Annotated in this window: 23 protein-coding genes; 13 read left to right on the top strand and 10 right to left on the bottom strand. The window is 68.9% G+C overall.

Annotated elements, in window-relative coordinates; all coding sequences use genetic code 11:
- Positions 1 to 187 precede the first annotated feature (187 nt).
- On the top strand, positions 188 to 1,099 hold the full coding sequence (locus IU448_RS06850; RefSeq protein WP_195054576.1) for an inositol monophosphatase family protein: 912 nt from the start codon (positions 188 to 190) through the stop codon (positions 1,097 to 1,099).
- 6 nt (positions 1,100 to 1,105) lie between these two features.
- On the opposite strand, the gene cei is transcribed toward IU448_RS06850, so the two are convergent.
- Complete coding sequence (gene cei, locus IU448_RS06845) at positions 1,106 to 1,786, bottom strand: envelope integrity protein Cei (RefSeq protein WP_195054575.1); 681 nt, start codon at positions 1,784 to 1,786, stop codon at positions 1,106 to 1,108.
- Positions 1,787 to 2,177: 391 nt separating this feature from the next.
- Here cei and IU448_RS06840 point away from each other — a divergent pair, with 391 nt between their 5' ends.
- On the top strand, positions 2,178 to 2,480 hold the full coding sequence (locus IU448_RS06840; protein ID WP_195054574.1) for a DUF4193 domain-containing protein: 303 nt from the start codon (positions 2,178 to 2,180) through the stop codon (positions 2,478 to 2,480).
- Positions 2,481 to 2,493: 13 nt separating this feature from the next.
- Here the strand turns inward: IU448_RS06840 and IU448_RS06835 are convergent, their stop codons facing one another.
- A complete protein-coding gene (locus IU448_RS06835; protein WP_195054573.1) occupies positions 2,494 to 3,009 on the bottom strand; it encodes a DUF3093 domain-containing protein in 516 nt (171 codons plus the stop codon).
- A gap of 52 nt (positions 3,010 to 3,061) precedes the next feature.
- On the opposite strand from IU448_RS06835, the gene dut reads away from it, so the two are divergent.
- Both dut and IU448_RS06825 read left to right on the top strand, forming a co-directional pair.
- Positions 3,062 to 3,556: a dUTP diphosphatase gene (gene dut / locus IU448_RS06830; protein ID WP_195054572.1), complete on the top strand. Its 495-nt coding sequence runs from the start codon at positions 3,062 to 3,064 to the stop codon at positions 3,554 to 3,556.
- A gap of 1 nt (position 3,557) precedes the next feature.
- Positions 3,558 to 4,502, top strand: coding sequence for a DUF3710 domain-containing protein (locus tag IU448_RS06825; protein WP_195054571.1), 945 nt, complete (start codon positions 3,558 to 3,560; stop codon positions 4,500 to 4,502).
- A 43-nt stretch (positions 4,503 to 4,545) separates the two neighbouring features.
- Here IU448_RS06825 and IU448_RS06820 read toward each other — a convergent pair whose 3' ends face one another.
- Complete coding sequence (locus IU448_RS06820; protein ID WP_324188520.1) at positions 4,546 to 5,244, bottom strand: alpha/beta hydrolase; 699 nt, start codon at positions 5,242 to 5,244, stop codon at positions 4,546 to 4,548.
- Between the two features lie 123 nt (positions 5,245 to 5,367).
- Between IU448_RS06820 and IU448_RS06815 the strand changes: the two genes are divergently transcribed.
- The 3 genes from IU448_RS06815 (at position 5,368) to shbA (ending at position 7,249) form a co-directional block, all read left to right on the top strand.
- The gene (locus IU448_RS06815) at positions 5,368 to 5,772 is read left to right on the top strand and encodes an OB-fold nucleic acid binding domain-containing protein (RefSeq protein ID WP_195054569.1); all 405 of its coding nucleotides are present in this window, start codon (positions 5,368 to 5,370) and stop codon (positions 5,770 to 5,772) included.
- A 3-nt stretch (positions 5,773 to 5,775) separates the two neighbouring features.
- Entirely contained in the window at positions 5,776 to 6,486 is a 711-nt protein-coding gene (locus IU448_RS06810) for a DUF3159 domain-containing protein (protein WP_195054568.1), read from the top strand.
- 124 nt (positions 6,487 to 6,610) lie between these two features.
- Positions 6,611 to 7,249 (top strand): RNA polymerase sigma factor ShbA, encoded by a 639-nt coding sequence (shbA, locus tag IU448_RS06805; RefSeq protein WP_195054567.1) that lies wholly within the window; start codon positions 6,611 to 6,613, stop codon positions 7,247 to 7,249.
- A gap of 113 nt (positions 7,250 to 7,362) precedes the next feature.
- On the opposite strand, the gene IU448_RS06800 is transcribed toward shbA, so the two are convergent.
- Together IU448_RS06800 and IU448_RS06795 are read right to left on the bottom strand one after the other, a co-directional pair.
- Positions 7,363 to 8,082: a potassium channel family protein gene (locus IU448_RS06800; RefSeq protein ID WP_195054566.1), complete on the bottom strand. Its 720-nt coding sequence runs from the start codon at positions 8,080 to 8,082 to the stop codon at positions 7,363 to 7,365.
- A gap of 2 nt (positions 8,083 to 8,084) precedes the next feature.
- Positions 8,085 to 8,750 carry a potassium channel family protein gene (locus IU448_RS06795; RefSeq protein ID WP_195054565.1) on the bottom strand — a complete coding sequence of 222 codons (666 nt, stop codon included), beginning with the start codon at positions 8,748 to 8,750 and terminating at the stop codon, positions 8,085 to 8,087.
- A gap of 219 nt (positions 8,751 to 8,969) precedes the next feature.
- Between IU448_RS06795 and IU448_RS06790 the strand changes: the two genes are divergently transcribed.
- A complete protein-coding gene (locus IU448_RS06790) occupies positions 8,970 to 10,958 on the top strand; it encodes an APC family permease (protein ID WP_195054564.1) in 1,989 nt (662 codons plus the stop codon).
- A gap of 417 nt (positions 10,959 to 11,375) precedes the next feature.
- Positions 11,376 to 12,752, top strand: coding sequence for a class I SAM-dependent RNA methyltransferase (locus tag IU448_RS06785; RefSeq protein ID WP_195054563.1), 1,377 nt, complete (start codon positions 11,376 to 11,378; stop codon positions 12,750 to 12,752).
- Between the two features lie 426 nt (positions 12,753 to 13,178).
- Here the strand turns inward: IU448_RS06785 and IU448_RS06780 are convergent, their stop codons facing one another.
- Positions 13,179 to 13,853, bottom strand: a complete 675-nt coding sequence (locus tag IU448_RS06780; RefSeq protein WP_195054562.1) for an SIMPL domain-containing protein — start codon at positions 13,851 to 13,853, stop codon at positions 13,179 to 13,181.
- A 220-nt stretch (positions 13,854 to 14,073) separates the two neighbouring features.
- Here IU448_RS06780 and dxs point away from each other — a divergent pair, with 220 nt between their 5' ends.
- Complete coding sequence (gene dxs / locus IU448_RS06775) at positions 14,074 to 15,972, top strand: 1-deoxy-D-xylulose-5-phosphate synthase (RefSeq protein ID WP_195054561.1); 1,899 nt, start codon at positions 14,074 to 14,076, stop codon at positions 15,970 to 15,972.
- A 7-nt stretch (positions 15,973 to 15,979) separates the two neighbouring features.
- On the opposite strand, the gene IU448_RS06770 is transcribed toward dxs, so the two are convergent.
- Together IU448_RS06770 and IU448_RS06765 are read right to left on the bottom strand one after the other, a co-directional pair.
- A complete protein-coding gene (locus IU448_RS06770; RefSeq protein WP_195054560.1) occupies positions 15,980 to 17,350 on the bottom strand; it encodes a ribonuclease D in 1,371 nt (456 codons plus the stop codon).
- A gap of 38 nt (positions 17,351 to 17,388) precedes the next feature.
- Positions 17,389 to 17,940, bottom strand: coding sequence for a DUF3000 domain-containing protein (locus IU448_RS06765; protein ID WP_228812385.1), 552 nt, complete (start codon positions 17,938 to 17,940; stop codon positions 17,389 to 17,391).
- 292 nt (positions 17,941 to 18,232) lie between these two features.
- On the opposite strand from IU448_RS06765, the gene hemE reads away from it, so the two are divergent.
- The 3 genes from hemE (at position 18,233) to hemQ (ending at position 22,107) form a co-directional block, all read left to right on the top strand.
- The gene (gene hemE, locus IU448_RS06760) at positions 18,233 to 19,288 is read left to right on the top strand and encodes a uroporphyrinogen decarboxylase (protein WP_195054558.1); all 1,056 of its coding nucleotides are present in this window, start codon (positions 18,233 to 18,235) and stop codon (positions 19,286 to 19,288) included.
- A gap of 354 nt (positions 19,289 to 19,642) precedes the next feature.
- Positions 19,643 to 21,028, top strand: coding sequence for a protoporphyrinogen oxidase (locus tag IU448_RS06755; protein WP_195054557.1), 1,386 nt, complete (start codon positions 19,643 to 19,645; stop codon positions 21,026 to 21,028).
- A 383-nt stretch (positions 21,029 to 21,411) separates the two neighbouring features.
- A complete protein-coding gene (gene hemQ / locus IU448_RS06750) occupies positions 21,412 to 22,107 on the top strand; it encodes a hydrogen peroxide-dependent heme synthase (RefSeq protein WP_195054556.1) in 696 nt (231 codons plus the stop codon).
- 97 nt (positions 22,108 to 22,204) lie between these two features.
- On the opposite strand, the gene msrB is transcribed toward hemQ, so the two are convergent.
- On the bottom strand, positions 22,205 to 22,657 hold the full coding sequence (gene msrB / locus IU448_RS06745; RefSeq protein WP_195054555.1) for a peptide-methionine (R)-S-oxide reductase MsrB: 453 nt from the start codon (positions 22,655 to 22,657) through the stop codon (positions 22,205 to 22,207).
- A 43-nt stretch (positions 22,658 to 22,700) separates the two neighbouring features.
- Positions 22,701 to 24,038, bottom strand: a complete 1,338-nt coding sequence (locus IU448_RS06740) for a glycosyltransferase family 87 protein (RefSeq protein WP_280457857.1) — start codon at positions 24,036 to 24,038, stop codon at positions 22,701 to 22,703.
- Between the last annotated feature and the right edge of the window lie 65 nt (positions 24,039 to 24,103).

Here is a 24,103-nt window from a genome sequence, read left to right as displayed (position 1 = left end):
GGTTTCCCTCGTTCCCTGTGCTGGCTGCTGTCGTCCGGCGCCGGGGGACCGCGCGAGAGCTCGAACGGCGCTGGTCCGCCACTCGGTCCCGTGCTCGCTTGCCCCCGGGCCGACTCGGGCCGGTGTGGTGTGCACGACAAGAGTAATGTGCGCGCCCGGATGCCCGGACCGCAGGATCTGTGCTGCGATGGTAGGCGTGCCGGAATCGATTTGGTCTCTGACCGCTGCCACCGAACCCGCTCCTGCCGACGCCGCGCTGCTGCGCCGGATCGCGACCCATCTCGCCGGTATCGCCGCCGCCCATGTCCGGGCTCGCCGGCCCGAGGTCTTCGGGCCGGCCGGTATGCCGGATTCTGCGGTCCGCACCAAGAGCACCCCGACCGACCCGGTGACCGTCGTCGATACCGAAACCGAACAGCTGATCCGCGACGAACTGGCCCGGTTGCGCCCCGGCGACCACATACTCGGTGAGGAAGGCGGCGGCGATCTGTCCGCGGCGGGCGACGACGAGGTGGTCTGGGTGGTCGATCCGATCGACGGCACGGTCAACTTCCTTTACGGCATACCCGCCTACGCGGTCTCGGTGGCCGCCGTACGCGGTGGCCGTCCGGTGGCCGGGGCGGTCGCCGATATCGCCGCCGCGACGGTGTACGCCGCCGCATCGGGCCTCGGCGCCGACCGGATCGGCCCGGACGGGAACGCGACCGCGTTGCGCTGTAATCCGGTGCGCTCGGCCCAGTTGGCGTTGGTCGCCACCGGCTTCGGCTACGGCGTCGCGCGGCGGACCCGGCAGGCCGCCTGTGTCGCCGAACTGCTACCCCATGTCCGCGATATCCGCCGGATCGGCGCGGCCGCGCTGGATCTGTGCATGGTGGCCGAAGGCCGGGTCGATGCCCACTACGAGCACGGGCTGAACCCGTGGGATTGGGCGGCCGGCGGGCTGATCGCGGCGGAGGCCGGAGCGGTGCTGCGCCTGCCTCCGCTGGCGACCGGAGGTTCCGCGGGTGCACTGGTGGTGGCCGCGGCGCCCGGTATCAGCGAGGAACTGTTCGCCTTGCTGGACCGGCTGCAGGTGTCGGCGCCGATTCCGGAAACCTGAGCGCGCTCAGCAGCGCGCGGTCCGGGCCGCCTCGAGCATATCCGGGTCGATTTCCGGGCTTTCGCCGCTCACCGGATTCTTCAGTGACCGCAGCACCTCTTCGGCGTCGTTGTTGGGCTGCAGATCGCCGCCGAACACCGAACCCAGGACGAGATCGACGCTGTTGTCGGTGCGCTTGTCCGCGATGAGTTCAGCGCACGGCACGGCGAGCTGGACGGCGGCCGCGACCGAGCGCCCGCTCTCACCGAACCGGATCTGCCCGGTGCATTCGAGATCGCCGTTGGCATATATCGGATCGTTACCATAAGGGTCGCCGGGCACACTGCCGAACCCCAGGTCGCCGAGTTGCGCGGCTACATGCGCGGCCTGCCCGCGCTGGCCGTTCGCATTGAGGACGCGCACCCTCGTCTCCGCCATGGGCGCGGGGTCCACATCCGCGAGCGAATCGGCGCTCAGCCGCTGCCCGGGCAGCGGCTGCGGCGCGGCCTTGGGGTCGGTTGCCGGGCTGGGGGCATTACAGGCCATCGGCGTGTAGTCGTCGTCCTTGGTGGTCAGCGCACTGGTCCACAGGGCTGCGCAGCTCAGCGTGAGCACAACGACCAGAATGAGCCAGGGGCGCATCCTCCGGCGCGGGTAGGGACGGCCTTTGGCATCCGTCGAACTGCCTTCGGTGATCAGTGAAACCACGTCGATACTGTACGTACCCGAATCCGGGGCCCGTGCATTACCCGGTCGCCGGCGGGCGCGCCGGGCCGGCGGTCCTTACCGCGCCGTGACCGGCGTATCGATTGCCCGGCGGTTCCGACACGAGTGAGTTTCGATTGCGACAAATTCCGCACGGTCCGCTATTGTCTGCCCGCCCAGACCGAAACATCGGTGAGTAAATCGGCGTTCGGTCGCGGGAACAAGCAGGGCAACTCACGCGTTGTCCGGACGCTATCAGCGGTGTGTCCACAGATTCACCCTGATAGGAGACCGGTACGCATGTGAAGTGCACCACCGGCGGGCGGCTGCCGCGGTCGAAACCGACGGCGTGCGCCGATCCGGATATACGGAGTAAGGACGAGGGGAAGACGACATGGCAACCGACTATGACGCACCGAGGCGCACCGAAACCGACGATGTTTCGGAGGATTCGCTCGAGGAGCTGAAGGCGCGTCGCAACGAAGCCCAGTCCGCCGTCGTGGATGTCGACGAATCCGATACCGCGGAGTCGTTCGAGCTCCCCGGCGCGGACCTGTCCGAGGAAGTGCTGACGGTCCGGGTGGTCCCGAAACAGGCCGACGAGTTCACCTGTTCGAGCTGTTTCCTGGTCCATCACCGCAGCCGCCTGGCCAGTGAGGCGGGCGGTCAGATGATCTGCATGGATTGCGCGGCCTGACGGCGGCGCGAGGTCATTCCGCGCTCGGGATCCCGAGCGCGGCCAGCACCTCTTCGGGCCGGCGCGTACTGACCAGCCAGTACGGCGTCGGGTCATCCGGATCGTCGAGCACCAGCAGCACCATGGTGCCGATCCACGGGCGATGCTGGACGTAGGCGGCCGGGTCGAGCTGACGGCCCAGGGCCGCGGTTTTGGCGCTGCGGGGCACCACGGTCGCGCGGGATACGAAGGAGACCGGTAGATGGGCTCGGTCGACTCGCAGTTCCGGCGTTCCGCTGCTGTCGGCAGTGACCTCGACCCGATGCCGGCTGAACCAGAGCAGGACCCAGACCGGGATCGGGAACAGCAGTACATACGGCAGCCAGGCCCGCAGACCGGGCGCTCCCATATGGATCTCCGCGGCGAGCAGGGCGGCGAGTGCGAAACCTACCGGCCACCACCACAGCGGCACCCAGAGGCGCTCGCGGTGGACGGGCGGCGCCGGCCGTGCCGGGCGCGCGGATTCGGTGAGTCGAGGCTGGTCGGACACGACTCAACACTAAGCGACATGCCCGCCGGGTCTGCGCGTAGGCTGGTCGGACGTGAACGCACTCTCACCGATACCACTGCTCCGGCTGGATCCGGGGATCCCCATGCCCAGTCGCGCCCACGACGGCGATGCGGGCGTGGACCTGTGCACCGCCGAGGATGTCGTCCTGGAGCCGGGAGAGCGGGTGCTGGTCGGTACCGGTATCGCGATCGCGCTGCCGGTGGGTACGGTCGGCCTCATCCATCCCCGGTCGGGTCTGGCCGCCAAGGCGGGGCTGTCCGTGGTGAACACGCCCGGAACCATCGACGCCGGGTACCGGGGTGAGATCAAGGTGTGCCTGATCAACCACGATCCCCGGACGCCGATCGAATTGCGCCGCGGCGACCGGATCGCGCAGTTGCTGGTGCAGCGCGTGGAACTGGTCGATTTCGTGGCCGTGGACCGGCTCGACGATTCCGCGCGCGGCGCGGGCGGGTACGGGTCCAGCGGGGGACACGCGAGTTTGATGCCGAGCGGTGCGGACGGCGCCCACGGCGAGGAGGTCTGACATGTTCGGACGACGGAAATCGGGCGGACGCAGATCCGAGGACGAACGCTACGACACCGGCGAATACCGCACCGGTGAGTACCAGGACGACTACGACGAGTACGACACCGGTGGTTATCACCGAGCCGACGACGAGCAGTATCCCGGCGACTCCGACGACAGCTACGACGACGGGTACGGCGGGGCCGCCTACAGCGACGCCTACGACGCGGCGATCGACGATCCGGACACCGAACCGCAACGGCGGGGTCCCTACGACTACGACGATGTCGCCGAGGTGCTGGCGGAATTCACCGATACCCGGCTCGATCTCGGATCGGTGATCCTGCCGGTACCGCCGGGTGGGCAGCTACAAGTCGAGATGACCCCGCAGGGCACCCCGCAGGCGGTGCATCTGGCCACGGAACACGGGCGGATCACGGTCGCGGCCTACGCCGCACCGAAATCCAAGGGGCAGTGGCGCACGGTAGCGGCCGACCTCGCGGAATCACTACGCAAGGACGGCGCCCGGGTCTCGGTGGAGAAAGGCCCGTGGGGCCGCGAACTGGTCGCCGTCACCGAGGGCGCCGATCTCCGGTTCATCGGTGTGGACGGTTATCGATGGATGATCCGTCTGGTGGCGGCGGGTCCGTCGGGATCCACCGCGGTAGGCAGCCCGCTGGTGGCGGCGGCCCGGGCGGTGCTCAGCGAAACGATCATCCGCCGCGGCACCGACGCGCTCCCGGTGCGGGAACCGCTGCCGGTGGTTCTCCCGCAACAGCTCGCCGAGCAGCTCACCGCGGCGCATCAGCAGCAGCAACTACAGCAGCAGGCGCAGCAAGCGGCTGCCGCGCAGCAGAACACCCCGCGACCGGCGCAGACCGGGTCGGTGCTGCCCCCGCAGCAGCCGCAGCAGCCACGGCGCGGAGCCGAAGGATCGGCGATGCAGCAGCTCGGCCGGGGCTGACGCCTTTTCCCTTCGCGGCCGCGGGACACCCGACCGCGAAGGGTCAGCGGGCGTACCGCAGGCCGAGACGGCCCACTACCGCGGGATCGGCACCGAGCTCGTCGAGGGTGATCTCGGTAATCACCGAGCGCGGCGCGCGGCGCGCCCACTCCCGGCCGACAGCCACTGGATGCACCGGATCGTCCGCGGCGGCGATCACCGCCAGCGGGACAGCCAACGTGTCGAGCAGGCTCGCCTCCGGCCATTTGTACTGTGCGGCTTCCTCCAGTGCGTCCGGCAGCCCGGGCCACTGCGAGCGCCAGGAGCGGGTGAGTGCGTCGGCCAGCCAGCGCGGGCTGCTCGCCCGCATCCGGGTGACGACCGGTTCCAGTCCTTCCGCGCGCAGTTGCGCGGCGGTCACCGACGCACTGAGGGTGGCCGGGCAGTGCGCGGTATCCGGTCCGGTCCAGGCCGGCAGCGCGGCGATGACACCCGCCACATCGCCGGCCGCGCGCCGGGCGGCCCATTCGACAGCTACCGCGGCCCCGAGAGAGATACCCGCGGCCAGCACCGGACCACGGGCGGCGGCATCATCGAGGGCGGCGAGATAGCCGGCGATCACCGCGCCCGGTTCCGGGTCGACCGATATCAGCTCGAGCCCGCGTGCGGTACAGGCGGGTTCGAAGGCGCGGCGGGCGAAATGCGCGTCGGAGCCGGTGCCGGGTAGCGCGACCACGACTGCCGGACGTGGGGAATCGAACACCGGACCGAGCGTAGCGGTGCCGCCGGTACCCATCTACAGTGGCGGGTACGGCCACAGCCGGGCCGTAGCAGAGAATCTCGGATGACGTGCGACCCACGCCGTCCGCGCACAGGAGAGCAAGCGATGTCTTCCTCGGCAGGAAGAAAAGCGGGCGCCAGGTCCGCAACCGGATATTTTCGCAGGCTCGGCCGCAGGTTGACCGAGGATCTCGATCAGCTCGACGCCGAGGAGCTGGCGGAGTCGGCGGACGCTTCGGGCGCCTGCCGAGTCTCGGAGTGCCGGCGCGGTGAGGAGGCGACGATGCTGGGCAGGTTGCGCAGTGTCGATTCGTGTCCGCAGGCCGCGGGGGCGAATATGCAGGCGGAATTCTTCGACGGTACCGATGCCATCACACTGGTGTGGATCGGGCGACGCCGGATTCCCGGTATCGAATCGGGCCGGCGCATCATGGTGCGCGGCCGTATCGGTGAACGCGAGGGCCGCAAGGTGATCTACAACCCCTACTACGAATTGCGCGGAAACAGCTGACGCATGGCATCGAGCGACGAGTACGCCACCACGCCGCTACCGCGGACCGTCCCCGCGCCGGAAGCGTCCGCGGACCTACCGGATGAGGAACGCGCCGAGCCCGCGCAGCAGACGTTGCTGGAACAGCTGGGCGGTTTCGCGGGCCTGATCTACTCCACCCTGCCGGTGCTGGTCTTCGTTCCGGTGAACGCGTTGCTCGGGCTCACCGTGGCGATCTGGGCCGCGCTGGGAGTGGCCGGCGCCGTACTGGTCTGGCGGCTGGTGCGCCGTGAACCGATCCAACCGGCCGTCTCCGGATTCCTGGGTGTCGGAATCTGCGCATTGATCGCCTGGCGCGTGGGGGAGGCCAAGGGCTTCTTCCTGTTCGGCATCTACACCAGCCTCGTCTACGGCGCCGCCTTCCTGCTCTCGATACTGGTCCGCAGGCCACTCGTCGGCGTGGTGTGGGGCGTACTCAACGGCCACGGCGGGGACTGGCGCACCGATCCCCGCGTGGTCCGGCTCTACGATCTGGCGACCGCCGCCTGGGTGCTCGTTTTCGGTGCTCGCTACCTGGTGCAGCACCATCTGTACGCGGCCGACAGCACGGGCTGGCTCGCCGCCGCCCGGATCGCGATGGGCTGGCCGCTCACCGCGCTCGCCCTCGTGGTGACCGTCTGGGCGGTTCGCCGGGCCGGCCATCTGCCGGTCTCCTCGGCGCGACACGCCGCCTGAACCGAACTCCGCGGCACGCGCCGGGCCGCCAGGGTGGCGGATGACCCACCCTTTGGTGTCTATCCCGACAGCGCCGTTCATCGGACGATCGTTACAGAACACGATCTGCCGAGAGGACTGGCGAATGCTTACCGAGCAGCACACGATCACACGTCCGGAGCGGGGGCGTGAGCATCCGGTGCGGGCCCAGAGCCGGCTGGTTTCCGCCGAACTCGAGCTCCTGGTCGAACCCGCGGCCGGCGGTGACCGCCGTGCGGTAGCCGAAATCCTGCGGCTTGTGCAGCCGCTGATACAGCGCTACTGCCGAACCCGGCTGGGAAACCCGGCCCATCTGCATGTGACCGCCGACGATGTGACCCAGGAAGTCCTCATGGCCGTCGTGGCCGCGATCCCCCGTTACCGCGATCAGGGAAAATCGTTCCTTGCCTTCGTCTACGGAATCGCGGCGAACAAGGTGTCGGATGCCTTTCGCGGGGCACAGGCCCACCCGGCCTACCCTGTGGCGGATATTCCCGAACTCGCTTCGCCGGCGGCGGGTCCGGAGGAGCGGGCGCTGGCGGCCGAACGGGGCGCGGTGGCCCGCGAGCTCATCCAGCAGCTGAATCCGGTGCACCGGAAAGTGCTGGTGATGCGGATCGTACTCGGCTTGAGCGCGGCCGAAACCGCGGCAGAACTGGGCACCAGCGCCGGGGTCGTCCGGGTCATGCAGTATCGGGCCCTGAACAAACTGCGGGCCCGGGCCGAGTGGCCCGTTGCCGCTTGACGCCCGCCGGAGCGGCCCGGCCGAGTGCTGTGTGTATCGGGGAACGAGCGAGGGCTGCGCGGAGTGACGCTGCGCTACCGGCTCCGACCGCGCTCGCCCATACCGGCGGATGGTCAGTATTCGGCGTCCTGCGAGGGGGTGAGGCCCGCTGCGGTGGCCGTGGATTCGGCGGTGCCGATCGGTGCCAGTACCGAGCGCAGTTCCTCCTCCGCCTCGGCGGAGGCCACGAACAGCAGTTCGTCGTCGCCTTCGAAGGGATCGTCGGGCTGCGGCACGATCACCCGCCCGCCCCGCAAAATGGTGACCAGGGCGGAATCGCGCGGAAGGCGTAAGCTGCCGACCGGCTTGCCGGCCAAGGTCGTATCGGGCGGCAGCGTGAGTTCGACGAGGTTTGCCTGCCCCTGCCGCAGAGTCATCAACCGGACCAGATCACCCACCGTGACCGCCTCCTCGACCAGCGAGGCCAGCAACCGCGGGGTCGATACGGCGACATCGACTCCCCACGCATCGTCGAAGAGCCATTCGTTGCGCGGATCGTTGACCCGAGCCACCACCCGGCGTACCCCGAACTCGGTTTTGGCCAGCAGGCTGTGGACCAGATTTGCCTTGTCGTCGCCGGTGGCGGCGATGACGACCTCGTAGTCCTGCAGGCCCGCATCCTCGAGCAGTTGAAGTTCGCATGCGTCGGCATGCACCCAGACGGCCTCCGGGACCGAATCACGGTCGATATGGTCGAGCTGGCGCTCGAGCAGCATGACAGAGTGCCCCGATCGCAGCAGTTCGCGCGCGATGGAGCGGCCGACGGCCCCGGCTCCGGCAATCGCCACCTTCATGATCAGTCCTTGTTCGCAGGGGGTTTCGCGGCCAGCGCGACTGCCTCACCGGCAGAACCGGAGGTCGCGGCCACGTACACGGTGTCGTCGGCCTGGACGACGGTTTTGCTGTCGGGCAGGATGCCCTGCCCGAAACGGATGATGAACGCGACCCGGGCGCCGGTGGCGCTCTCCAGATCGCGCACAGTGCGCCCGTACCAGTCCTCGTGCAGGATCAGCTGGGCGACGGCGACGGTGCCGGTGGGGTCGCGCCAGGTGGTGGTGCCCGCATCGCCCAGCAGGTTGTGCAGGAACCGATCGGTGGTCCAGGGCACGGTCGCGATGGTCGGGATACCGAGCCGCTCGTAGACGGCGGCCCGTTTGGCGTCGTAGATACGCGCCACCACCCGTTCGATACCGAACATCTCGCGCGCCACCCGGGCGGAGATGATGTTGGAGTTGTCGCCGGAGGAAACCGCCGCGAACGCGCCGGCCCGTTCGATACCCGCCCGGCGCAGCACATCGCGGTCGAAGCCGATGCCGGTGACGCGTTCACCCGGGAAATCATTGCCCAGCCGCCGGAAGGCATCCGGGTTGCGGTCGATCACGGCGACCTCATGCCCTATCCGGACCAGAGCGCGGGCCAGTGACGCCCCCACCCGGCCGCATCCCATGATCACCACGTACACCGTGAATCCCGCTCCTGACTCCGTACTGCCGACAACCGTGCTCGATAGTGCGACACGGCCGCGCGGCGAGTGTCCCCGCGTAACCACGCGGTTGCCGCGCCACGAACCGTACCCGCCGGTTCGCGCCCTCTGCCAGATTCCCCCTGGCGAACCCGGGCAAACCGGTAATCCGGTAATGCCTGGCAGCGTCGTGCTGCGCGGGGGCTTATGCTGCGTCCAGTGTCGAAGTTGACGACCGCCACCAAACGCCTGGTGCTGGGGCGGCCTTTCCGTAGTGACGCCCTGGGCCACACGCTGCTGCCGAAACGTATCGCGCTGCCGGTGTTCGCCTCGGATGCCATGTCCTCGGTCGCGTATGCGCCCGAGGAGATCTTCCTCGTCCTGTCGGTATCCGGGCTCGCCGGTTACACCTACGCCCCGTGGCTCGGGCTCGCCGTCGCGATCGTGATGATCATCGTGGTCACCAGCTACCGCCAGAACGTGCACGCCTACCCGTCCGGTGGCGGTGATTTCGAGGTGGTCACCACCAACCTCGGTCCCACCGCCGGGTTGACGGTGGGCAGTGCGCTGCTGGTGGACTATGTGCTGACGGTGGCGGTCTCGATATCGTCGGCGGCTTCCACCATCGGGTCGGCCATACCGTTCGTCGCGACACACAAGGTGCTGTTCGCGGTCGCCGCCATCGCCCTGCTCACTGCGATGAACCTGCGCGGCGTGCGCGAATCCGGGCGGACGTTCGCACTGCTGTCCTACGCGTTCCTGATCGGAATGTTCGCGATGCTCGGCTGGGGCCTGGTCCGCATCTTCGTCCTCGGCGAGGATGTGCGTGCCGAATCGGCCTCGTTCGAACTGCGGGCCGAGGAAGAACATCTGGCCGGGGTGGCGCTGGTGTTCCTGCTCGCCCGCGCCTTCTCGTCCGGGTGCGCGGCACTGACCGGTGTCGAGGCGATCAGCAACGGAGTCCCGGCGTTTCGCAAACCGAAATCGCGCAATGCCGCGACCACCCTGCTGATGCTCGGCGGTATCTCCATCGTCCTGCTGCTGGGCATCATCGTGCTCGCGCGGCAGGCACATGTGGTCTTCGCCGAAGATCCGGCGAACCTGGTCGGCGCCCCCGCGGACTATCAGCAGAAGACGCTGGTCACCCAGATCGCGCACGCGGTATTCGACACGTTCCCGCCCGGCTTCTACTTCGTGGCGGTGGTGACGGCGGTGATCCTGGTGCTGGCCGCCAACACCGCCTACAACGGATTCCCGGTGCTCGGCTCGGTGCTGGCCCAGGCCCGCTTCCTGCCCCGGCAGCTGCACACCCGCGGCGACCGCCTGGCATTCAGCAACGGCATCCTGTTCCTGGCCGTGGGGGCGATCGGGTTCGTGGTGGCGTTCGACGCGGAAGTCACCAAACTCATCCAGCTCTACATCATCGGCGTTTTCGTTTCCTTCACCCTCAGCCAGACGGGCATGCTGCGCCATTGGACCAGGCTGCTGCGCCGGGAAACCGATCCGGCCGAACGGTCGCGGATGCTGCGGTCGCGCGCGATCAACGCGCTCGGACTGGTGGCCACCGGTGCGGTACTGGTGGTGGTGTTGGTCACGAAGTTCTTCGCCGGGGCCTGGATTGCGATCGTGACGATGGCGGTGATCTTCGTGGTGATGAAGATGATCCACCACCACTACGATTCGGTGGCCCGCGAACTCGAGGAACACGAATGGGACGGGGTCCTGCCCAGCCGCACTCATTCCATCGTGCTGGTGTCCCGGCTGCATCTGCCGACCCGGCGCGCCCTGGCCTACGCGCGCGCCGGCCGCCCGGACACCCTCGAGGCGATCACGGTGAACGTCGACGAGGAAGACACCCGCGCGCTCGTCCGGGACTGGGAGAACAGCGATATCTCGGTACCGTTGAAGGTCGTGGAATCGCCCTACCGCGAGATCACCAAACCCGTCCTGGACTACGTGAAACGGGTACGCAAGGACGCCCCCCGCGATGTGGTGACGGTGTTCATCCCCGAATATGTTGTGGGGCACTGGTGGGAACAGGTGCTGCACAACCAGAGCGCGCTGCGCCTGAAGGGCCGCCTGCTGTTCGAGCCCGGAGTTATGGTGACCAGCGTGCCGTGGCAGCTCAGCTCCTCGGCCCGGGCACGTACCGCGGGCGAGCATGCGGCACCGGGCTCGGTAAGACGCGGGTACGGCGACAATGGCTGAGTCCGCGGCCCTGTACGCGCAGTGTCGGCCGGGGGGCGTTCGCGGGTGCCGATACGGCCGCCGGCCGGAAATGCATGCCGATCGGGCGCTCCGCGGCCGGGGCCGGGCGCAGTGGAAGAGTTCCGGCGGCGCTCGCCCGGGTGCGGCCGAAGCCGCGTCCCGTTGTTTCGCGGGTGATCGCGCCGCGTGCGGTCCGGATCGGGTGAATCGCCGTGACGGGGAGTCCGACCGGCGCGATCGGCAGGGTTCGGTCGTGCACGCTCTGGGGGCTCACACTGTGACGCATCGGCACCCACGGCGTGCCGCCCCGGGTGTGGCCGGCGCCGGGACCGCACCGATCCCTGTGGGGGAAGGATGCTCGGGCTGCTGTGTCGGCGCCCGGATGGACAACAACGGCGGACCGGGAGAAAACGATCGATGACTTCCTGGCGAGAGCGCGTCCTCGAGGTACGGCTCGGCCCACCCGGACACGGCGGATTCTGTGTGGCCCGGCACGAAGGCCGGGTGGTCTTCGTCCGGCACGGGCTGCCGGGCGAACTGGTTTCCGCGCGGGTCACCGAGGACCGGGGCGGATCGTTCTGCCGGGCCGATGCCGTGCAGATCCTGGAGCCCGCACCGGATCGCGTGCCGCGTACCTGCCCGGTATCGGGTCCGGGCGGTGCGGGTTGCTGTGATTTCGCTCATGCTGCCCCGTCGGCTCAGCGTGCGTTGAAATCCGCCGTCGTCGCCGAACAGTTGCGCCGGATCACCGGTATCGAGCGGGAACCGGAGGTCGAACCGATCCCGGGCCCGCCCGATTCGGCCGGCGGCTGGCGCACTCGGGTCCGGCTCGTCGTGGATGCCGCCGGACGGGCTGGAGTGCACCGGTATCGCAGTACCGAAGTGATGCCGGACCTGCGGTGCCCGCAGCCGGTGCCCGGCACGCTCGACGGGATCGCCGAGCGACGCTGGACGCCGGGCGCGGACCTGGTGATCGCGGTCGACGACGAAGGGCACCGGCATATCGTCGAGCTCGCCCCGGCACCGGAGCCGGGGCAGCACCGCGGTGCCGGTCCGGGGGGCGGGCGGCGTGGCCGTGGTGCCCGGCCGCGCGGCGCACGTCCGGAACCTGAACGGGGCGCATCCGGCGTGGCCGACCCGCTCGATGCGCAGAACGGGCAGCGGCGTCGTGCCGTGGCCCGCCGCGCCGCCGCGCATACCGCGCGCGACGAATGGGTCGTCGAGGGGACCGGGCGAGCGGTCCAGTATGTGGCGGGACGCCGCTGGGAAGTTTCGGCAGCCGGTTTCTGGCAGGCCCATCGGGGCGCCGCCGAATGCTATTCGGATCTCGTCGCCGAATGGGCGAATACGGAGGCCGGGGAGAGCGCCTGGGATCTGTACAGCGGCGTGGGGGTTTTCGCGGCTCGGCTGGCGGCACAGACCGGGTCCGCGGGGTCGGTGCATGCGCTCGAATCCGCACCGGGTGCGGTCGCCGACGGCCGAGCCGCGCTCGGCGACCTGCCGTGGCTGACTCTGCAGGCCGGCCGCGTCGAGCGGTGGGTCGCGAGCCACTCCGGACCGCGACCGCAGGTGGTGGTGCTCGACCCGCCGCGGACCGGGGCCGGTAAACCGGTAATCTCCGCGGTGGCGGCGGCCGCACCGGCCCGCATCGTGCACATCGGTTGCGACCCCGCGTCGTTCGCGCGCGATCTCCGGCTGTACCTGGACGCCGGCTACCGCCTCGGTGCGCTGCGCGCCTTCGATGCTTTCCCCGGGACCCACCACGTGGAATGCCTCGCGCTCCTGGAACGCTGAAGGCTCGCGGCGACGAGTCGGCGGCGCACCGGCTGCTTCGCCGCGCGGGCGGGGAATGACGACCGATGAAGCAAGCCGCACACTTCGCCAACGCTGAGCGAATACCCATCAGTCGGCTACCGGCGCGGTTGTCCGTGGCATCACCCCGAAGTATCGCCTGCTCACACTGGACTGTGGAACGCTCGCGATCGAGTCACCGGTCTGCGGGCGGTGACCTGATCGCCGGTGGCGTCGAGACGGCGCTGCCGACCATCGGTGTGTGGCCGAAGGGATCGGCCGGTGCCGCAGATCTTCCGGCGGCCATCGCAGACCACCGGAATATGCCGCGCACCGACAGCCTCGGGAACGTGACCGCGGCGGCGTACCGGGAGTTTTCGTTCTGGTATCCGGACGGCGGTCCCGCGTCGGCCGAGAGATAAACCCGTGTCAGGCCAGCTGCCAGGTAACCCGTAGTACCGCGGAGAGCTCCTGTTCGCCGGATTCGACCGGGACCGTGGACTGGCTCGTCGCCGCTACCATGCGCACAGCACCGGACTCCGGCGCCGCGCGGGGTGCCGGGGCGGCCGTGTCCTCGGTGATTTCGAGCACCGGACCGAGGTCGCGTGCAGCTCGCCGCGCATATTGGCGGGCCCGTTCCAGTGCGTCCTCCCAGGCCGCATCCCGGGCACGTGTCAGGAGCCGGGTGGGGTCGGCGAAGGTGTGCTGCAGGCCGCCGAGCCGGGCGTCGTCGCCGCCGGCGGCCACAGCGTGCGCGATAACGTTCGCGGGGGCGGCAGCGGTGCCGGCCGCACCGGATCCGGGCTGGGGCAGGGTGATGCGCAGACCGCTGGTGGCGATATATCCCGTGATCCTGGATACACCGTCCTGCCATGCCGTATCCGAACGCACCGACAGCATTCCGGTGGCGATATCGGTGTCCGGAACCGTGTCGTCGCGTAGTGCGGTGGTGATCGCGGTCAGTCGCCAGCCTGCCTGTTCGTAGGCGAGGCCCACGGTACTGGCCCGGCATTCCACTCCGATGCCGACGACGATCAGATCCGGCACCGCATGCACTGTGCCCTGCCCGAACACCGTGACGGTCCCGGTCTGCGGATGGTTCATCCGGCCTCCTCGTATCCGGTCGGGGCGGTCGTGTGGCGCGCTGCGGCCGCAAGTGCATGCGGTTCGCGCGGCATACCTCGTTCACCTTAGGCTGGATGGATACGCCGGACCGCGGATCCGGCCCGGTGCGGCGGTGCGCAGCCCTCGTCGTCGGGTGAGCACTCGGCCGCGGCTCCTAGACTGGTCGGATCAACTGCGCTATCCGGAGGGAGCGAATCAGGTGGGAGTGCTTTCCCGGGTCGATACGCCCGAAGACGTGCGTCGGCTGTCGGTACCGCAACTGCGGGAACTGGCGGCGGAGATCCGTGAGTTCCTGGTGCACAAGGTCGCCGTCACCGGCGGACATCTGGGCCCGAACCTCGGGGTGGTGGAACTCACGCTCGCACTGCACCGGGTCTTCGATTCGCCCGCCGACCCGTTGATCTTCGACACCGGCCATCAGGCCTATGTGCACAAGATCGTGACCGGGCGCAAGGACGGCTTCGACACCCTGCGCCGCAAGGACGGATTATCGGGCTATCCGAGCCGCGCGGAGAGCGAACACGACTGGGTCGAGTCCTCGCATGCCTCGGCCTCGTTGTCCTATGCCGACGGGCTGGCCAAGGCTTTTGCGCTCACCGGGCAGGACCGCCATGTCGTCGCGGTGGTCGGCGACGGGGCCCTCACCGGTGGTATGTGCTGGGAAGCGCTGAACAATATCGCCGGGGCGCCGGACCGGCCGGTGGTGATCGTGGTCAACGACAACGGCCGCTCCTATGCGCCGACCATCGGCGGCCTGGCCGAGCGACTGACCGCGCTGCGCACCCAGCCGGTGTACGAGCATATGCTCGACACGGGCCGCCGCTTCCTGAAAAGTATTCCGGGCGTGGGTGATTCCGCGTATTCCATGGTGCACGCGGTCAAAGCGGGGATCAAGGACGCGGTGAGCCCGCAGGAGCTGTTCGGCGATCTCGGGATCAAATATGTGGGACCGGTGGACGGCCACGATATCGCCGCACTGGAATCGGCGCTGCGCCATGCCAAAGAGTTCGGCGGTCCGGTGGTGGTGCACGCTGTCACCCAGAAGGGGCACGGGTACGAACCGGCCGAGAACCATGTGGCCGATCAGATGCATGCCTGCGGGCCGATCGATCCGCGTACCGGCGAAGCCGTGAGCAAAGGCGGCGCGGCCAGCTGGACTTCGGTGTTCTCCGCGGAACTCATCGCCCACGCCGAACAGCGCGAGGATATCGTCGCGATCACCGCGGCCATGCCCGGTCCCACCGGACTGTCTGCGTTCGGAGAGCGTTTCCCGGATCGACTCTTCGATGTGGGGATCGCCGAACAGCACGCGTTGGCCTCGGCGTCGGGGCTCGCGCTGGGTGGTCTGCATCCGGTGGTGGCCCTCTACTCGACCTTCCTCAACCGCGCTTTCGACCAATTGCTGATGGATGTGGCGCTGTTGAAACAACCGGTCACCCTGGTCCTGGACCGGGCCGGGATCACCGGCGCGGACGGCGCCAGCCACAACGGCATGTGGGATCTGTCCCTGCTGGGGATCGTGCCGGGAATGCGGGTGGCCGCGCCCCGGGACGCGGCCACCCTGGCCGAGGAACTGTCCGAGGCCCTGGCAGTCGACGACGGCCCCACCGCTCTGCGGTTCCCCAAGGACAGTGTCGGCGCCGATATCCGGGCGGTGGAACGGCTCGACGGGGTGGATGTGCTGTGGCTGCCGGACCGCGAGGGACCTTCGGCGCGGGCCCAGCGCGGTGATGTGCTCGTCATCGCGGTCGGCTCGCTCGTGCCCGCCGCGCTACAGGCCGCGGAACTGCTGGAGGCCGAGCAGATCAGCGCGACGGTGATCGACCCACGCTGGGTGCTGCCGGTATCGGACACCATCGTCAAACTCGCCGAGAACTATCGCCTGGTGGTGACCCTGGAGGACAGCGGTCTGCACGGTGGGATCGGTTCGACCGTATCGGCTCGCCTGCGCGCGGCCGGACTCGATGTTCCGGCCCGGGATATCGGTATTCCCCAGGAATTCCTGGACCACGGCAGTATCGCCCAGGTACGTCAGGACCTGGGCCTGACGGCGCCCGATATCGCGCGCCGAATCGCCGGCTGGCTGGATGCCGGCTGATACCGGCTCACTGCGCCGGGGCCTCCGTGAGTGCCCCGGCGAGCGCGTCCACCGTGAGTTCGCGCTGCCACGGCCGGGCGCCGTGCGATTTCAGGAAACCGTCGATCGACGTCGCGACCTCGCGCGCCGACTCCGGTCCGAGCCGGTAATCGGGTAGCCCGTCCCAGCACAGCCGGCGCACCAGGTCGGGGGCGAGCAGATTCTCGACCGGTACCGTGAGCCGTTCCGAGATCCGCGTTATCGCGGCCCGGGCCCGGGTGAGCCGCGCGGCCGCGGCGGGATCGCGGCGCTCCCAGCGGTTGACCGGCGGCGGACCGTCGTAGGGCTGGCTCATCCGCGGCAACTCCTCGTCGGACAAGGCACGGGCCCGTTCCACCGCGCCCAGCCATTCCCGGGAGTAGCGGCGCTGGCGCGGCCCGCCGAAAACCGGGAGCTCACGCAGTTGCCCGATGCTCTTGGGATCGGCGTTCGCCGCGGCGATGATGGCCGAATCCGGCAGAATCCGCGACGGCGCGATATCGCGGCCGCGGGCCAGGGTGTCCCGGGTTGTCCAGAGTTCCCGCACGATGGCCAGCTGACGGGCGCGGCGCAGGGTGTGGATCCCGGAGGTGCGCCGCCACCGGTCCGGTTTGGGCGTTGCCGGTTCGGCCAGCCGGATATGCTCGAATTCCTGCGCCGCCCAGTCGGTTTTTCCCTGTTCGGCGAGGGTCGCGGCGACCGCTTCACGTAGTTCGGGCAAGAGTTCGACGTCCAGGGCGGCGTAGTTCAGCCAGGCCTCGGGTAGCGGCCGGGTCGACCAGTCCGCGGCACCGTGCCCCTTGCGCAGCGCCCGGCCCAGCAGCTGTTCCACCATGGCGGCCAGGCCGACACGCGGAAAACCCGCCAGCCGTCCGCCCAGTTCGGTATCGAACAGTTTCGCCGGTCGCAGTCCGAGTTCGGCCAGGCCGGGCAGGTCTTGATCGGCGGAGTGCAGAATCCACTCCAGGTCGTTGATCACCGCCGCCAGCGGGCCCAGTGCCTCGGCGACCGGAATGGGATCGATGAGGACGGTGCCGGCCCCAGCGCGGCGCAACTGGATCAGGTAGGCGCGGGACGAGTAGCGGAAACCCGAGGCGCGTTCGGCGTCCACGGCAAGCGGACCGGTTCCGGCGATCAGGCGTTCCGCCGCCGCGGCGACCTCGGCGGGGGTCGCGCACACCGGGGGTATACCGTCGGCCGGCGCCAGCAGTGGGACCGCGGCGGGTGGTTCGGGCAGCCCGCTCTCCGGTATCGATCCCGCCTGTGTGCTGTCCACCCCCGGCCCGGACACCGATGAACGCGCGGCGCCACCGCTCAGGTGGCCACCGGACAGGTGTTCGGGCTCCTCTACTACCGGCATAAAGGGCCACTCTACGTGGCCGAGGCTACGGCCGATATTCAACCACGGTCGACACGGGTCGACTCCGACGGCCGTAGATCGGTGATACCCGCAGGTGGCAGACCTGCCGCATAGGCGAGTACTTCCCCGAAAGCTTCGACGTGCGCGGCCATCTCGGTGGTCCGCGCCGTCCAGGAGGCCCGCAGTTCCAGCTGATGTGCCCGGGGCGGCCCGGCGATATCGCCGTAGCGCACCGAACTGGTCGAAGTCACCGTTCCGCCGAGCGCGGTGAACGGTTCGTCACGCGACTCCAGTGCGTCCACCAGCCAACTCCAGGCGACCTCCGGCAGCAGTGGATCGGCCGCGAGGGCACCGTCGATATCGGCCTGGATATAGGCGACCAGCCGGAAAACCCCGTGCCAGGCCTCGTCGCCGTTCGGGTCGTGTAGCAGAATGAGCCGGCCGAACGCATCACCTTCCGAATCGATGGGCACCACCGGCGAGTCCTCGTGGATCACCTCGGCGCCGAGTGCGTAGGAGTACGGGGCGAGACGCTGCGGCGGCCGGATCGCAGACAGTTCGATCCGCGGATGTACGGACGCGGCGCCCATCGCCGAAACGGCAGCGCGAAACGATGCGGGTTCTTCGCCGGGCCCATCGTTCGGTGCGCCGTCGCGGATATCGAGCGGTGTCACGGGAGTGACCGTAGACCTGTAGTAGCCGCGGCGTGCGGAGGCGCGCCGGGCGACCGTTGTTGCTGGGTGTTCGGGCCCCTTCGTGGTAAATACCGCGCAACTTTCCGCTCGGTCGCGCGGTTGCGGCTGAGTTCCCCGCGAAGGGGCACGCATGCGGTGGCCCGGCCTTGCGCGCCGCGGCGGGCGGGGCCGCATACGATGGCCGGTGATGAGCACTTACACGCGCCGCCAGTTGTCCGATGCCCCGTTCCTGGCCGCCGCATCCGGGGCGGCACCGGCCCGGCGGCCGGTATGGTTCATGCGGCAGGCCGGGCGGTCGCTGCCCGAATACCGGGAACTGCGGGCGGGTATCGGAATGCTGCAGTCCTGCTTCGACCCGGAACTGGTCTGCGAGATCACGTTGCAGCCGGTCCGCCGCCACGGTGTGGATGCGGCGATCCTGTTCTCCGATATCGTCGTCCCGCTGAAAGCGGCCGGTGTCGATCTCGATATCGTCCCCGGCGTCGGCCCGGTCGTCGCGTCCCCGGTGCGGACGGCGGCCGATGTCCAAGCGCTGCCCCGACTGCGGCCGGAGGAAGTCGGCGCGGTCACCGACGGGGTCCGGCTGCTGGTCGGCGAACTCGGGCAGACCCCGCTGATCGGATTTGCCGGCGCGCCCTTCACTCTCGCGTCCTACCTGGTCGAGGGCGGACCGAGTAAGAATCACGAGCGCACCAAGGCGATGATGCACGGTGACCCGGCTTCCTGGCATGCGCTGCTCGGTGCGCTCACCGATATCACCATCGTGTTCCTGCGGGCCCAGCTCGATGCCGGGGTGGACGCGGTACAGCTGTTCGACTCCTGGGCCGGCGCGCTGTCTCTTGCCGACTACCGCCGCTACGTCATGCCGCATTCGGAACGGGTTTTCGCCGAGGTCGCCGATGCCGGGGTACCCCGGATCCACTTCGGTGTCGGCACAGGGGAACTCCTGGGCGCGATGGGGGAGGCCGGCGCCGACGTGGTCGGTGTCGACTGGCGGATACCGCTGACCGATGCGGTCCGCCGTGTCGGCCCCGGAAAAGCCCTGCAGGGCAACCTCGACCCGGCCGTGCTGTTCGCCGGCCGGCCGGTGGTGGAGGCCGAGGCGCGGCGGATCGCCGGCGAAGCGGATTCCGCGATCGCGATGGGCGCCACGGGACATATCTTCAACCTCGGCCACGGCGTGCTCCCGGACACCGATCCCGGTGTCCTGACGGCGCTGGTGGAACTGGTGCACGAACTGTAGCGCCGGGTCGGATCACGCGACCGCTACCGCCGTCGCGCCGGTGCTCGTGGGCACCGTGCTGCGGCTGACCATTACCAGTGCGGTCCGTCCTGGAGAGCAACCGAGCAGTGCGCTACGGCCACATTCCGGAATGAACCTTGTTCGAGTACCACGGGCTGGGTTCGGTCGCGCTGCGCTCCGCGGTCGGGACGGAGAACCCGCGATCACCGGCGCTGCCGGTGGCGGGGCTGTTCGCAATGGGGATCACTGACGTGGCTTCGGCGGCTCGCTCGGGTGACAGCGGCATGCCGCAGCTCACCCTTCCGTACCTCGGGGTGCGCAGGCCCACCGTTCGGCAACGGCTACGGTCGGAGTATGAGAATCGCGGTGGTCGGTGGGGGTATCAGTGGGCTGGTCACGGTGTACCGGCTACGGCAGGCGCTGGGCGCCTCGGCGGACCTCACCCTGATCGAAGGTCGCGCTCGCCTGGGCGGCGTGCTGCGGACGGGGTCGGTCGGCGGTGAACCGGTCGATCTGGGCGCGGAAGCGTTCGTGGGGCGGCGCCCGGAGGTTCCGGCACTGCTACGGGAACTCGGACTCGCCGACCAGCTCGTGCATCCGGTCGGTCTGCGTCCACTGGTGTGGGCCGGCGGGCGGCCGCATCCGCTGCCCCAACGGACGCTGATGGGTATCCCGTCGGGCCCGGAGACGGTTGCCGAACTGCTCGACCCGGAGACGGTGGCGCGGATCGCCGGCGAGCCGACCCGGCCCCTCACTTGGCGTCCGGGTGGTGATACCGATGTGTACTCCCTGGTGGCAGACCGGTTCGGGGCTCAGACCGTAGCCCGCAGCGTCGATCCCTTGCTCGGCGGCGTCTACGCCGGCACCGCCCGTTCGATCGGTATCCGCGCCGCCCTGCCCGCACTGGCCGCCGCCCTCGACCGGGGCGCGACCAGTCTCACCGCCGCGGTCTCGGCCATTTTGCCGCCGCCGTCGGATGCCCCGGTATTCGGTGCACTCCGCGACGGTTACGAGGCGCTGATCCGTGCCCTGGCCGAACAGGCCGCGGCGGTTACAGTCCGCGATACCGGAGTCGATGCCCTGCGGCGGGTGCCGGGCGGCTGGCGGGTGGACCCGGTCGGCGAATTCGACGCCGTGGTACTCGCGACCCCGGCACCCGTGACGGCTCGTTTACTGGCGGAAGTGGCGCCGGCGGCCGCGCGGGCGGCGGCCGGGATCGAACTGTCGTCGTCGGCGCTCGTCGTACTTGAGTTGCCGAAGGACACCGCATTACCGCAGAACTCCGGTGTGCTCGTGGCGACCGGCGAACCGCTGCGGGCCAAGGCGTTCACGCTGTCGAGCCGGAAATGGCCCCATCTGGCAGCACGTGATACCGCGGTGGTCCGGGTATCGTTCGGGCGTTTCGGCGACAACACCACAACCGCGCTGTCCGACACTGATCTCCTCGCCGCCGCGACGGCCGATCTCGCCACCGTGACCGGTGCCACGATCACACCGCTTTCGGCGATGGTGCAACGCTGGCCCGGTGGCCTCGCTCAGTACGCCCCGGGCCATACCGAGCGGGTCGCCGACATCGAGGCCGGGCTGGCCGGATTCGACGATCTGGCCGTGACCGGTGCATACCTCAACGGCGTGGGGGTGCCGGCCTGTGTCGCGTCGGCGACTGCCGCCGCCCACCGGATCGCCGCCGCGTGCGCCGAGGCCCGCCCGTCCGCCGGTGCCCCCGGACCGAACCACTGACACTGTCCGGCCGGTCGATACGGCTGCCGGTGGACCGGATTCGCCGGCGGCAGGGTCGCGTCGTCGACAACGGGTCTCGGTTGTCGGCGCGGGATCCGTCGTCGGCGCGCGTCGGGCCGCCGGGGCCGGCTGAGGCTGTGACCAGAGTGGGGTACCGCCGTCGCCCGTGCGTTGATCAGGCAGAACGGAGTCCGGGGTGACTGGTCCGAACGTTCGGGCGTTCACCTCGCCCCGGGCGAGGGAGCCGATGTGAGGCAGATGTGCGGTATCGCGAACGGCCCGGATGAGGGTTGTGCGAAGCCATCCGGTGCTGCACGACTTGACCGTGTCGATTTACGCACTCGGCGGCGGCGCGGTTCGGTGCAGGTGGCACGATGGAGACTATGGCGCGACTCGATTACCAGGCTCTCAACTCCACCATCCGCTATCTCATGTTCTCCGTGTACCAGGTGCGACCCGGTGCGCTGGGTGAGGACCGGGCGGCGGCGATCAAAGAGGCCCGTGCGTTCTTCGACGGGCTCGCGGATCGGGACGTGATGGTCCGCGGCATTTACGATGTGGCCGGTATGCGTGCGGACGCCGATTTCATGGTGTGGACCCATACGGAGCGGATCGAGGATCTTCAGGCGGCCTACGCGGATTTCCGGCGTACCACCGAACTCGGCCGGGCCTGCACCCCGGTGTGGAGCAATGTGGCGGTGCACCGGCCGGCGGAGTTCAACAAGAGCCATATCCCGGCGTTCCTGGCCGGAGAGGAGCCCGGGAACTACATCTGCGTGTATCCGTTCGTCCGGTCGTACGAGTGGTACCTGCTGCCCGATGACGAACGCCGCAAGATGCTGGCCGATCACGGGAAGGAAGCCCGTGGATATGCGGATGTGCGGGCCAATACCGTCCCCGCGTTCGCGCTCGGCGACTACGAGTGGATTCTCGCGTTCGAGGCACCGGAGCTGCACCGGATCGTCGATCTGATGCGCGACCTGCGGGCGACCGAGGCGCGTATGCACGTCCGGGAGGAAACCCCGTTCTTCACCGGCCCGCGGGTCGAGATCGAGCAGCTCGTCACCGCACTGCCCTGACCGGCTGATACCGGCCGCCCGGTTCCTATGCCCCCGGAAATAGGGGCATGTGAACCGGGCGGTCGTTACGTAACGTACCGCTCGGCAAACGGAGAGTTCACTCCGCTGAGCTGGTCGAGGGGTGCAGGCGCAGCGAGATCGAGTTGATGCAATACCGCTTGTCGGTGGGCGTCGGATACCCCTCGCCTTCGAAGACGTGTCCGAGGTGGCTGTGGCAATTGGCGCACAGCACTTCGACACGGCGCATCCCGAGCGAATCGTCCGCGCGTAACAGCACCGCATCCGAATCCGCCGGATCGAAGAACGACGGCCAGCCGCAGTGCGATTCGAACTTCTCGGAACTGCGGAAGAGTTCGGCACCGCAGGCCCGGCAGCTGTACACCCCCGCGGTGGTGGTGTCGGTGTACTCACCGGTGAACGGCCGCTCGGTGCCGGCTTCCCGGAGTACGGCGTACTCCATCGGATCCAGTTTGGCCCGCCACTGCTGTGGGGTCAGCTGGATTCTGGGGGCGGGCAGGGAGGTATCGGTGGCGTCCGCGTCGGAACTCATGCCTCCACGCTAATACGCTCCCGGCGCCACGTCTCGTACAGTTTCAGCCGCGCACACTCTGAGGTTCGGCGAACCTGGTGGTCGCCGGCGCGGTATCGGCGGGCCGGCTGCCGGCGTGGGACGGCTCGCCCGGGGCCGCGGGAGCATCGGTGGTCTCCCGGGAATCGGGCGCGGTGGCCATCCAGTCCGGGTCCAGCTGCGGTAGCCGGCCCGCCCGGCGGGCGGCGAGATACCGGTCGCCGAGCACGCAGAACACCACGATCAGCAGCAGCCCCCAGCCGAAGGTGATTCGCAGATACTCGAGGTTGCGGCCGATATCGGGCCAGCGGTCCGACAGCCACTTGTCGTAGGACATGAAACCGAACACCGCCAGCCACGCCGGCCAGTTGCGCAACACCGAATTGCGCAGCACCACCGACATGAGGAACGGGAACAGCATCATCGAGTAGTACATCTGCCCCAGCGAGGACAGCAGCCACGAGGCGGTGAGCAGGACACCGGCGGCGGTGGTGACGAAGAACAGTTCGTCGTCGCGGTAGTACCGGTACAGAATCCACAGCGAGATCAGCACCAGCACCGCCATGGACAGCCGGATACCCCAGGTGAGCCACGGCGGCAGGCCGTAGTACTCGGCGTTGCCCGGGATGGCGCTGTTGAAGTAATCGCGGGTCTCGAACAGATACGGACCCGTACGGGTGAAGAACGCTTCCGGATCCTTCGACAGCGGCCAAGCCACGCCGGTGAGCACGATCGGCACGGCCACCGCCGTGACGACCAGCGTCCACTGTTTACGCACCAGGGCTATCAACAGCAACGGCGCCAGGGTCGGTTTGACCGCCATACTCAAGCCGAGTATCACGCCCGCCCAGATATCGCGTCTGCGCAGCATCAGGATCAGGAACAGCATCTCTGCCAGGAGCAGGCAGCCGTTCACATTGGTGAACACCAGAGTGTTGATCACCGTCTCGGACATGAACATTGCCAGCAGCAGCGCCGGTGCGGCGATCGAGCGCAGGGTGTAGTTGAACAGTTTGAGCAGCAGATACCAGGCGATGAGGATCGCGACCGCGTTGAGCAGGATGAACAACCAGCGCGACTTCTCGTAGTCGATCGCCGCGATCGGCGCGATCAGCAGAGTGCCGCTGGGCGGATACAGATAGTGCGGATCGACCGAATCGAAATTCGCGGTGTAGACCGCACGCCCGTTCAGGAAATCCAGGGAGGCCTGGTAGACGGGCTTGTAGTCGTCGGTGACGAAACCGTTGACAGCCTTGATGAACACCCGGTTCAGCACGGTCATGACCGCCAGCGGCCAGAGCGCGAACCGGATCACGTCGGCGGTGGTTCGAGCGGTGCGGGGCTCGAGCTGTCGAAGGAACACCACGGCACGGTACACCGGGCGGTGCCGTGGTGTTGCCGGGACCCACCCTCGACGCGCCGGTCAGA

The sequence above is a fragment of the Nocardia flavorosea genome, from assembly GCF_015477805.1.
Taxonomy (GTDB): domain Bacteria; phylum Actinomycetota; class Actinomycetes; order Mycobacteriales; family Mycobacteriaceae; genus Nocardia; species Nocardia flavorosea_A.
This window is presented reverse-complemented; position numbering and strand designations above follow the sequence as displayed.